This window comes from Clostridium sp. K04, assembly GCF_019734375.1.
GTDB lineage: Bacteria > Bacillota > Clostridia > Clostridiales > Clostridiaceae > Clostridium > Clostridium saudiense.
Genome location: NZ_JAASHD010000020.1, coordinates 57,440 through 68,037, shown reverse-complemented (window position 1 = coordinate 68,037; position 10,598 = coordinate 57,440). Strand labels below are relative to the sequence as shown.

Annotated in this window: 9 protein-coding genes; 8 read left to right on the top strand and 1 reads right to left on the bottom strand. The window is 27.7% G+C overall.

Annotated elements, in window-relative coordinates; all coding sequences use genetic code 11:
• Window positions 1-101: 101 nt before the first annotated feature.
• On the bottom strand, window positions 102-551 hold the full coding sequence (locus tag HCG70_RS09965) for a hypothetical protein (protein ID WP_042394365.1): 450 nt from the start codon (window positions 549-551) through the stop codon (window positions 102-104).
• A 162-nt stretch (window positions 552-713) separates the two neighbouring features.
• Here HCG70_RS09965 and HCG70_RS09960 point away from each other — a divergent pair, with 162 nt between their 5' ends.
• From HCG70_RS09960 to HCG70_RS09925, 8 genes are all read left to right on the top strand, one after another.
• The gene (locus HCG70_RS09960; RefSeq protein WP_042394361.1) at window positions 714-1,112 is read left to right on the top strand and encodes a DUF6762 family protein; all 399 of its coding nucleotides are present in this window, start codon (window positions 714-716) and stop codon (window positions 1,110-1,112) included.
• A gap of 36 nt (window positions 1,113-1,148) precedes the next feature.
• Window positions 1,149-2,945: an oligoendopeptidase F gene (pepF, locus tag HCG70_RS09955; protein WP_055291482.1), complete on the top strand. Its 1,797-nt coding sequence runs from the start codon at window positions 1,149-1,151 to the stop codon at window positions 2,943-2,945.
• A gap of 2 nt (window positions 2,946-2,947) precedes the next feature.
• Entirely contained in the window at window positions 2,948-3,916 is a 969-nt protein-coding gene (locus tag HCG70_RS09950) for a rhomboid family intramembrane serine protease (RefSeq protein ID WP_042394354.1), read from the top strand.
• 19 nt (window positions 3,917-3,935) lie between these two features.
• Complete coding sequence (locus HCG70_RS09945) at window positions 3,936-4,550, top strand: hypothetical protein (RefSeq protein ID WP_042394351.1); 615 nt, start codon at window positions 3,936-3,938, stop codon at window positions 4,548-4,550.
• Window positions 4,551-4,735: 185 nt separating this feature from the next.
• On the top strand, window positions 4,736-5,260 hold the full coding sequence (locus HCG70_RS09940) for a phosphatase PAP2 family protein (RefSeq protein WP_070098838.1): 525 nt from the start codon (window positions 4,736-4,738) through the stop codon (window positions 5,258-5,260).
• A gap of 67 nt (window positions 5,261-5,327) precedes the next feature.
• Window positions 5,328-6,467 (top strand): MGDG synthase family glycosyltransferase, encoded by a 1,140-nt coding sequence (locus HCG70_RS09935; RefSeq protein WP_042394345.1) that lies wholly within the window; start codon window positions 5,328-5,330, stop codon window positions 6,465-6,467.
• A gap of 255 nt (window positions 6,468-6,722) precedes the next feature.
• The gene (gene gdhA / locus HCG70_RS09930; protein WP_042394341.1) at window positions 6,723-8,069 is read left to right on the top strand and encodes an NADP-specific glutamate dehydrogenase; all 1,347 of its coding nucleotides are present in this window, start codon (window positions 6,723-6,725) and stop codon (window positions 8,067-8,069) included.
• Window positions 8,070-8,633: 564 nt separating this feature from the next.
• Complete coding sequence (locus HCG70_RS09925; RefSeq protein ID WP_221697705.1) at window positions 8,634-10,583, top strand: type IIA DNA topoisomerase subunit B; 1,950 nt, start codon at window positions 8,634-8,636, stop codon at window positions 10,581-10,583.
• Window positions 10,584-10,598 lie beyond the last annotated feature (15 nt).

Genomic DNA, 10,598 nt, shown 5'->3' with positions numbered 1-10,598 from the left:
ACATAAAAGACCTAAAAAATTGTCTTAAAAAAATTTTTTAGGTCTTTTATTCCGAAAGGCACTTTTTCAGTGCCCTCTTTTATAGGTGTGCATTTTTTATATTAATTAGTAATAACATCTTCTTCATTTTCTATTTTAGATTCTTCATTTTTAAGTTTGACTGATTCCATATGCCAACGCCCTTTATCATCTTCGATAAAAGTTCCAATTAAATAAGTCTCTTTGTAAGGTTTTTTATAAGCAAATCCATAAGCTTCTATTTCAACAGTATTATTAGTTTTAGATAATACAGAAAAAGAATCAACTTCAATAAGTCTAAGATCTTTATCTTTCCAATGTGTAAAATAATAATCTAGAGAATAAATAAAATCAGAACATCTGAAATATACATACATATTTTTTATGGAGGTTCCTATAATAAGTAGTGATAGCAATATAATACAGAGTGTTGCAAACTTTTTAGTTTTTTGAATACGTAGTTTTTTACTGCGTAATTTTTTACTACGTAATTTAATTACATTTTTATTTTTTAATGTATTTACAGTATCCATAAAGCTACCTCCATTAAAGAAACTATATATTTATATATTACCATAATATGTAAATAAGTAAAGAAAATATTGTATATTTAATACACTAAACTTATAATGAAGATACAATAAATTAAAATACAAATTAAAAAAGATAAAGATAAGTAAAAGGAGAATATTATTATGGATTATTCAAGCTTAATATTAATGGAAAAAGATAAAGAAACAGGTTTTGTAGTTAAGGAAATTGGAAGTTACAATGTATCTGAAGGTGCAGAGTATATAAAAAGCTTTTACGTTTTAGATGATAAAGTTTATATAAAATTTGATACAAATAAAGATGTTGAAGAATGGGAATACTCTGCAATATATGATGTATTTAATATGAACTTATTTGAAGAAGAAGGATTTGAAATTGAAGAGGTTGAAGATGAATATAATCCTACATATTTAGTAAAATTTAAATATGAGGATAATCGTGAGTACATAAGTGAAAAATTAGCATTATGTATTGATTTAATCGAAGAAGCAATGGAAAAAGCTTTTAGTGACATTGAAGGCAAAGAAGAAGAGTATAATTAGAAGGGAGGAGCCTATAAAGATAGGCTAGGAATTGATATGGAAAGTAAGGTTGTGAAGAAAAGAGAGGAAATACAAGAAAAGGATAAGTGGACTGTAAATGAAATTTATTCTAGTGATGAGGCTTGGGAAAAGGAGTATAAGGAATTACAAGAAGAAGCTCCCAAACTAAAAGAATTTGAAGGCAAATTAGGAGATGGCAAAACTTTAATTGAATATTTTGAAGTAAACGAAAAAATTTCAAGAAAAGCAGAAAAAGTATATATATATGCTCATTTAAGAAGTGATGAGGATACTAGTAATACAACTTATCAAGCAATGATGAATAAAATAGATGCATATATGGCTGAATATGCAACATACACAGCTTATGTTGTACCAGAAATTTTATCACTTCCAGATGGAACAATTGAAAAGTTAATGAATGAATATAAGGAATTAGAACCTTATAAATTCTTATTGGAAAATATATTAAAAGAAAAACCACATGTATTGAATAAGAAAGAAGAAGAATTATTGGCTGCTGCTTCAGATTGTTTAGATGCACCGTCAGCAATACACAATATAATGACTAATGCAGATATGAAGTTTGGAAATATCAAAGATGAAGATGGAGAAGTAGTTGAATTAACAGAAGGGAATTATTCTTCATTTATAAAATCAAAAGATAGAGAAGTTAGAAAAGTAGCATTTGAAAAACTATTTGGTGAATATAAAAATTTTGAAAATACATTGGCAACAACATTATCTAGTTCTATTAAGGTATTTAACTTTGGGGCAAAAGTAAGACATTATAATAGTGCATTAGAAGCATCATTAAAGCCTAATGATATTCCATTAGAAGTTTATACTAATGCAATTGCAACTATAGATAAAAATTTATCATCACTTCATAGATATGTAGCATTAAAGAAAAGACTATTAGGTGTTGATGAAATGCATATGTATGACTTATATGTTCCAGTTATTGAAGTGCCTAAAGAAAGAGTGGAGTTTGATAAAGCCGTTGAAATGGCAGTAGAAGGGTTACAACCTTTAGGTAAAGAATATTTAGACATATTCCAAGGTGGAATAAATGATGGATGGATAGATAAGTATATTAATAAAGGAAAACGTGGAGGAGCTTATTCATGGGGCGGATATGATACTAAGCCATATGTTTTATTAAATTATAACTATGAACTTAATGATGTATCAACATTAGTACATGAAATGGGTCATTCAATACATTCTTATTATTCAAGAAAAGAACAAAGTTATTATTATGCTGGATATACTTTATTCTGTGCTGAAGTTGCATCAACAACAAACGAAGCATTATTGATCCACCATTTAATAAATAAAGAAACTGATAAAAAGAAAAAGCTTTATTTAATAAATCAAGAATTAGAGCAAATAAGAACTACAGTATTTAGACAATTAATGTTTGCAGAATTTGAATTATATACACATGAAAGTTTTGAAAAAGGTATTCCACTAACTGCAGAAGATTACAATGCAAAGTGGCATGAACTAAATGTTAAATATTTTGGCCCAGATATGGTAGTTGATAATGATATCGATATTGAATGGGCAAGAATACCACATTTTTATAGTGATTTTTACGTATATCAATATGCAACTGGTTATGCAGCAGCTTCAGCATTTGCTAAGAGTATATTAAATAATGAACCTAATGCAGTTGAGAAATATGTTGGATTCCTAAAGAGTGGTGGAAGTGATTATCCAATAGAAATTTTAAAGAAGGCAGGGGTAGATATGACTACATCTAAGCCTTTAGAAGCAACAATTGACAGATTTAATGAATTGTTAGATATGTTAGAGAAAGAAATATAAGTATGAATAAATTAGAAAAAACATTATTTGAGGATTTAACCAAACAGGCTGGATTTTACATTAAGGATTATTATAGTGAATATTTAAAAAATAATAAATGGATTGCTATAATGGAAAATAAAGATTTTATTTATGCAGTTATAGTATGTAAGGATAATGAAAGTAATTTTGAATATTACGAAGCAAGGGCCTTTCTAGAAAAGCATTATTCTTTAAGGATAGTACTTAATGTAGTAATTTGTGCAATAGGAGAATATGAATCATTTATTCATCAGGGATATAATAAAATAATTTATTCAGAAAAAGAACAACAAGTAGTTTACAGCGATAATAGCTGTAAACCACTTGTTTCTATTCTTAATAATAGTAAACAAAAAGAAATAAAGAAAAAGTTAAAATATAAGGATAATCTAATCACATATATATTAATTGCTATAAATGTTTTAATATATTTATTAACAGCAATTATATCTAGAAATATATATGATATAGATTCATATACTCTTTTAGTATTTGGTGCAAAGGTAAATGAATTAATAAATAATGGACAACCGTGGAGGTTAATAACATGTGCCTTTTTACATGGAGGATTAGCTCACATAGCATTTAATATGTATGCATTAAAAATAATTGGTTCAGAGGTAGAGTATGCTTATGGTAAGGTTAAATATATCGGAATATATTTAATTTCAGCTATAGGAGCTAGCTTGTTTAGCTATATATTTAATTCAGACTCTATAAGTGTAGGAGCATCTGGAGCAATATTTGGCTTATTTGGAGCCATGCTTATGTTTGGAATTGAAAATAGAGACAGAATAGGAAAAGAGTATATAATAAATTTATTTAAGGTTATAGTTATAAATATTATAATAGGTGTAACAATAAGTAATATAGATAATTCAGCTCATATAGGTGGATTAATATTTGGAATGATTTCAGCGCTCATATTAAAAAATAAGAAAATATACTAATTTTCAAAGGAGTTTTCTAATGAGATTTGTCAAAGATAAGGCTCTTATAATAAATATAATCACAATGGTAATATTAATAATTACAGCAGTATGCAATTTCATATTTTATGATGGGAGTAAGTTATTTAGAATAGGGTTAATGGCAGTAGCATTATGGCTTATGTATTTTGTTTATAAAAAAACATTTTTAAGAAAATCGAGAATAAGTTTTTATTTAATATTTTCTTTTATAGTTGGATCAATGTATTTAGGAAATGTTTTTAATTTTTATGAAATAATTCCGATGTATGATAAAATATTACATTTATTATCGGGAATTATTGTAGGAATGATAGGGTTTATATTGTTTTTACATATAACTGATGGAAAAGGAATGAGCACATGTAAAAGATATGCACCGGTGTTATTTTCTATTATATTTTCTATAGCAGGAGCGGCTGTTTGGGAAATATGGGAATTTTCAACGGATCAATTATTTGGTTTTTTATCACAAAATAATAGTTTGCATGATACTATGTGGGATATTATTTGTGGTTCTATAATGGGGATTATTTCAAGTATACCAATTTATTTATATATTAAAGGTAGAAAAATTAAATATATAGAAAAAATAATTGAAGAGATGAAGCAATAAATGAAAAGTAAAAATAATGGGTTAATTTCATTATTTTTACTTTTTTGCTTCGTTATTAAGAAAAACTTAAGGAAATTTATAAGTAATTGTTAACAAAAAATTAACTCTTTATAAAATATATATTATATAATATAGTTATGGAAAGAATATTAATAAGGGCAAAAATACTATGGGGGATGAAATGGTTGAATATTTTAGAAAAAATAGATAAAAGAGCATTGGAGTACATAAGTGAAAAGTGTAAAACAAAGACACTTGACAAAGTTATGCCTATTATAACGATGATGGGTAATTTAGGAATTATATGGTTTATAATATCAACATTATTAATTTTAAAGGTTGAGTATAGGGTTGTTGGTATTGGAGTAATTTTAGCATTAGCATTAACAACAATAATTGGAGAAGGGGTAATTAAACATATAGTGAAAAGAAAAAGACCCTTTGAAGAAAATGAAGAAGATTTATTAATTAATAAACCAATAACATATTCATTTCCATCAGGACATACAGCCTCTTCATTTGCTGCATTAGCCGTATTTATTCAAATGAATAGTAAGTTAGGATTAATAGTAAGTCCAATTGCAACTTTAATTGCATTTTCGAGAGTTTATTTAAAGGTTCACTATCCTACTGATGTTATATTTGGAATGATGCTAGGATTTACATGTGGTATAAGCGTAGTAGGGTTTATGGGTAGGATAGTATTTTAATATTTAATTTTATGATATAATGGTTAATTGACTAATTAAGTAAATTTAATTGTTAGGGGGACTTTAAATGAATATTCTTATTTTGTCTGCATCTACTGGAGGCGGACATATGAGGGCATCTAAAGCAATAGAGGGTTATATGACCCAACAAAATAAAGATATTAATGTGAAAATTGTAGATAGTTTATTATATATTAGTCCGATATTAAATAAAACAATAACATCAGGATATGTATATTTAGCAACCAAAACTCCTAAATTATATGGAAAGCTATATGATTTAACAAATAAGGAGCATAGGCTAGCAAACTTTGTTACAAGATTAAATAACATATTTGCTAATAAGCTTTTACCATTAATAGATGATTTTAGACCGGATGTAATAATTACTACACATCCATTTCCAACAGAAATGGTTTCAAGATTAAAATCAAAAGGAGAAATAAATATACCATTAATTTGTATAATGACAGATTATGCACCTCATAAGGCATGGATAAACAAGAAAGTTGATGCTTATATTGTTGCTAATGATGATATGGTAGGAAAAATGATTAATGAAGGTGTAGATGTTAATACTATTTATCCATATGGAATACCTATAGATGAGGTATTCTTTGAAGAAAAGGAAAAGCAATTAGTACTAGAAGAATTAGGATTTGATAAATCATTGCAAACTATTTTGATGATGGCAGGGAGCTTTGGTGTAACTAATGTATTTGATGTATATGAAAATATAATAGATATTGATTTAGATTTTCAAATTATTTTAGTTACAGGAAGAAATCAGAAGCTATATAACCATTTTGAAAAGGTAATAGATGATAGTCCTAAAAAGACTAAATTAATATATTTTACTGATGAAATCAATAAGTATATGCAGGCCTCTGATATAATCATTACTAAACCAGGGGGATTAACTGTTACAGAAGCTTTAGCATGTAACATACCAATGGCTGTGTTTGATGCTATACCAGGTCAAGAAGAGGAAAATGCAGAGTTCTTATTAAAGCATAATATGGCGGTAAGAATTAAGGACGGAGATAGCTGTAGAAATTCTATAGTAGAATTGTTAAAAGATGAAGGCAAATTAGAAAATATGAAAGAAGCTTGTAAGTCTTTTGATAAAAATGATTCTACTAAAAATATATTTTTGTTAATAAATGAACTTATAGCTAATAATAATTTAATAGAAAATGATAATTAGCGTATATAAATTTAATATTCCTCTGTTGACTAGACAGAGGAATATTTATTTTTATATATTTTTTTATAAAATATTTAAAAAGTTTATTTGAGTTTTATTTAGATTGTAACTTATTTGAAATTGATATTTTAATAAAAATAAGATTAGGATAGTGGAAAAGTTAAAAAAGAAGATAAATAATTATATTTATATGGGAAAGATAAGTAAAATAGTGTAATATTATAATTGGTAATAAAATTTTAAGGGGGTAAACTTATGACAGGAAAAGAATATGTTTTAAGTGTATTAGAACAAGTAGAAAAGAGAAATAGTAATGAAAAGGAATTTTTGGATGCAGTAAAAGAGGTTGCGCTTTCTTTAGTACCAGTATTTGATAAACATCCAGAATATATCAGAGAGGGTTTACTAGAAAGAATTGTAGAACCTGAAAGACAAATAATGTTTAGAGTACCTTGGGTTGACGATGCCGGAAATGTACAAGTAAATAGAGGTTATAGAATTCAATTTAATAGTGCAATAGGGCCTTATAAAGGTGGATTAAGATTCCATAAAAGCGTTAATGCAAGTATAATTAAATTTTTAGGATTTGAACAAATATTTAAGAATTCATTAACTGGTTTACCTATAGGTGGAGGAAAAGGTGGATCTGACTTTGATCCTAAAGGAAAGTCAGATAGAGAAGTAATGAGATTCTGTCAAAGCTTTATGGCTGAATTATGTAAGCATATTGGTTTAGATACCGATGTACCAGCAGGAGATATTGGTGTTGGTGGTAGAGAAATTGGTTATATGTATGGATATTATAAGAAAATAAGAAATGCAAATGATCAAGGTGTTTTAACAGGAAAAGGATTATCTTATGGTGGAAGCTTAACAAGAACTGAAGCAACTGGATATGGTTTAGTTTACTTCACAGATGAAATGATGAAGGATAATGGACTTTCTTTAGAAGGGAAAACAGTTGTAATTTCAGGATCAGGAAATGTTGCTATATATGCAACTCAAAAAGCAACAGAATTAGGGGCAAAAGTTGTTGCGTTAAGTGATTCAAATGGATATATTTATGATGAAAATGGAATTAACCTTGATGCTGTGAAAGAAATTAAGGAAGTTAAAAGAGGAAGAATAAAAGAGTACTTAGATTATGTTCCTACAGCAAAATATACTGAAGGATGCAGAGGAATCTGGACTATTAAATGTGACGTGGCTCTTCCTTGTGCAACACAAGGAGAAATAGATGCAGAATCAGCTAAAATATTAGTTGAAAATGGAACTAAAGTTGTTGCTGAAGGTGCAAATATGCCATCAACATTAGATGCTATTGAAGTATTACAAAGTAATGGAGTATTATTTGGGCCAGCAAAAGCTGCTAATGCAGGTGGAGTTGCTTGCTCGGCTTTAGAAATGTCTCAAAATAGTATGAGAATGGCTTGGACATTTGAAGAAGTAGATGCTAAGCTTAAGAGTATTATGATTAATATTTATAATAATTCTGCAGCTGCAGCTAAAGAGTATGGGCATGAAGGCAATATCTTAATGGGAGCTAATATAGCAGGATTTAAGAAAGTTGCTGATGCTATGATGGCACAAGGAATTGTATAATAATTTGAGTTTATAATATATTTTTAAAAATCAAACTTTCATTTAGTGAAAACTATAAGAAAGTTTGATTTTTTTGCGTAAATAAAAAGTATATTAAATTGAATGAGATAGGAAAAAAGTAAAGACATGTTAAAAAAATGAAAATAAAAATTTTGAAATATTTATAATAAAAGAAAAAAGATTTGATGGGAAAGTTTGATTTTAATTTTAAATTATTTACTATAAAGTTTGTACTTATAGATTTTTTGAAATATAATGCATTAGTGTAAGTAAAATACTTTGTATTTTTAAATAATAAGGATAATATATAAATAAGTTAAGCAAATGAATTAAACTAAATTAAATTTTTGTAATGGCTAATTACTATATAATAGATTATAATTAAATACCGTGAAATATAAAGGATTTAAAATTAAATAAATAAAAAATTTCTTTTAAATAAAAAAATATGATAAAATTATAGGGTTAATAAAGAACATTAGTTTGATTTTGATATTAGGAAGCTATATAATTATATCTAAATTATTACTTAAATGTGAATAGGTTATAATTTTGGAGGTTTATATGAATAATGAAGTTAATAGTAAATATGATGTAATGGATTTGACATCTTTAGAAAAACTGGAGCCTGTAAGAGTAAGACCAGGAATGTATATAGGGTCAACTGGAACAAAGGGATTACATCATTGTATATGGGAGATTTTAGATAACTCCATAGATGAAATATCTAATGGATTTGGCGATAAAGCAACTATAATTATAAATAAAGATAAAAGTGTAACTGTTATAGATAACGGTAGAGGAATACCTACAGGAATTCACCCTGTTAAAAAGAAATCAGGGGTTGAAATGGTATTTACTGAATTACATACTGGTGGTAAGTTTGATAATAAAAATTATAAAACTTCTGGTGGATTACATGGTGTAGGTGCTGCAGTTGTAAATGCATTATCTAAATGGTTAGAAGTTGAAGTTCATCAAAATGGGAAAATTTATAAGCAGCGATTTGAATATGCTTATGATAAAGAATTAAAAAAAGATATGCCAGGGACAGCTGTTATAGCATTAGAAGTTGTAGGAAAGGCTAATGATACAGGTACAAGAGTAACATTTAAACCTGATAATGAAATATTTTCAACAACAGATTTTAAATTCGATATCATTGATGAAAGATTACAAGAATTAGCATTCCAAAATAAAGGAATAAGATTAGAGCTTATTGATAATAGAAAAGATGAAGAAGTCAGAAAGGAATATTATTCAGAAAGAGGATTGCTTGATTTTATCGATTATTTAAATGAAAGTAAGACTCCGATTCATGCAACTCCTATTTTATTTGAAGGAGAAAGAGCAATAAATAATATTTCAATGTATGGTGAAGTTTGTATGCAGTTTACAGACTCTACAACTGAATATATTGCAAGTTATGTTAATAATATTCCAACGACAGAAGCTGGAACTCATGAATCAGGCTTTAAGACAGGTATGACTAGAGCGTTTAAAGAATGGGCTAAAAAGTTAGGGCTTGTTAAGGAAAAAGATAAAGATTTTGAAGGTGATGATTTAAGAGAAGGTATGACAGCAATTGTTAGAATAAAAATAACTAATGCTGTTTTTGAAGGCCAAACTAAAACTAAACTTGGAAGTTCTGAAGCTTATACTATGATGAATGATTTAGCTTATACTAAGCTTTGTGAATGGATAGAAGATAATAAAGAGGTTGCTTCAAGTCTTATAAATAATGCACTTGCAGCTGCGCAAAGAAGAGAAAAAATTAAGAAGATTAATGAAGCTGAAAAGAAAAAAATAGGTAAAGGTACTGCACCATTAGCAGGAAAAGTTGCAGTATGTACTTTAAAAGATAATACTGTTAATGAATTTATCGTAGTTGAGGGAGATTCTGCGGGAGGATCGGCAAAGCAAGCTAGAGATAGAAGATTCCAAACTATTATGCCTTCTAAAGGTAAGATAATGAATACTGAAAAGCAAAAGCTTGAAAATGTACTAGCATCTGAAGAGCTTAAAATATTTAATACAGCTATTGGAACAGGGACTTTAGATAATTATAAAGAAGAAGATTTAAAATACGATAAAATAATTATTATGAGTGATGCTGATGTAGATGGATTCCATATTAGAACTTTATGGATGACTTATATTTATAGATATATGAGACCTTTAATAGCAAATGGTCATCTTTATTTGGCACAACCTCCTTTATATAAAGTTTATAAAACTACTAAAGGAAAAGAAATATCTAAATATGCATATAGTGATGAAGAACTAGAAAAAGTTAAGAAGGAAATAGGAAAAGGTGCTTTAATACAAAGATATAAGGGATTAGGAGAAATGAATCCAGATCAGCTTTGGGATACAACTTTAAATCCAGAGACACGAACACTTTTCCAAGTTACTATTGAAGATGCTGCAAAGGCAGAGAAAATGGTATCACTTCTTATGGGAGATGTAGTTGAACCAAGAAAGAATTATATGTATAAGTATGCAGAGTTTTAAAGCAAGGAAGGAGAT

Coding starts and splice junctions, on each gene's coding strand:
- HCG70_RS09965 (WP_042394365.1), bottom strand. CDS start 551: ATGGATACTGTAAATACATTAAAAAATAAAAATGTAATTAAATTACGT.
- HCG70_RS09960 (WP_042394361.1), top strand. CDS start 714: ATGGATTATTCAAGCTTAATATTAATGGAAAAAGATAAAGAAACAGGT.
- pepF (WP_055291482.1), top strand. CDS start 1,149: ATGGAAAGTAAGGTTGTGAAGAAAAGAGAGGAAATACAAGAAAAGGAT.
- HCG70_RS09950 (WP_042394354.1), top strand. CDS start 2,948: ATGAATAAATTAGAAAAAACATTATTTGAGGATTTAACCAAACAGGCT.
- HCG70_RS09945 (WP_042394351.1), top strand. CDS start 3,936: ATGAGATTTGTCAAAGATAAGGCTCTTATAATAAATATAATCACAATG.
- HCG70_RS09935 (WP_042394345.1), top strand. CDS start 5,328: ATGAATATTCTTATTTTGTCTGCATCTACTGGAGGCGGACATATGAGG.
- gdhA (WP_042394341.1), top strand. CDS start 6,723: ATGACAGGAAAAGAATATGTTTTAAGTGTATTAGAACAAGTAGAAAAG.
- HCG70_RS09925 (WP_221697705.1), top strand. CDS start 8,634: ATGAATAATGAAGTTAATAGTAAATATGATGTAATGGATTTGACATCT.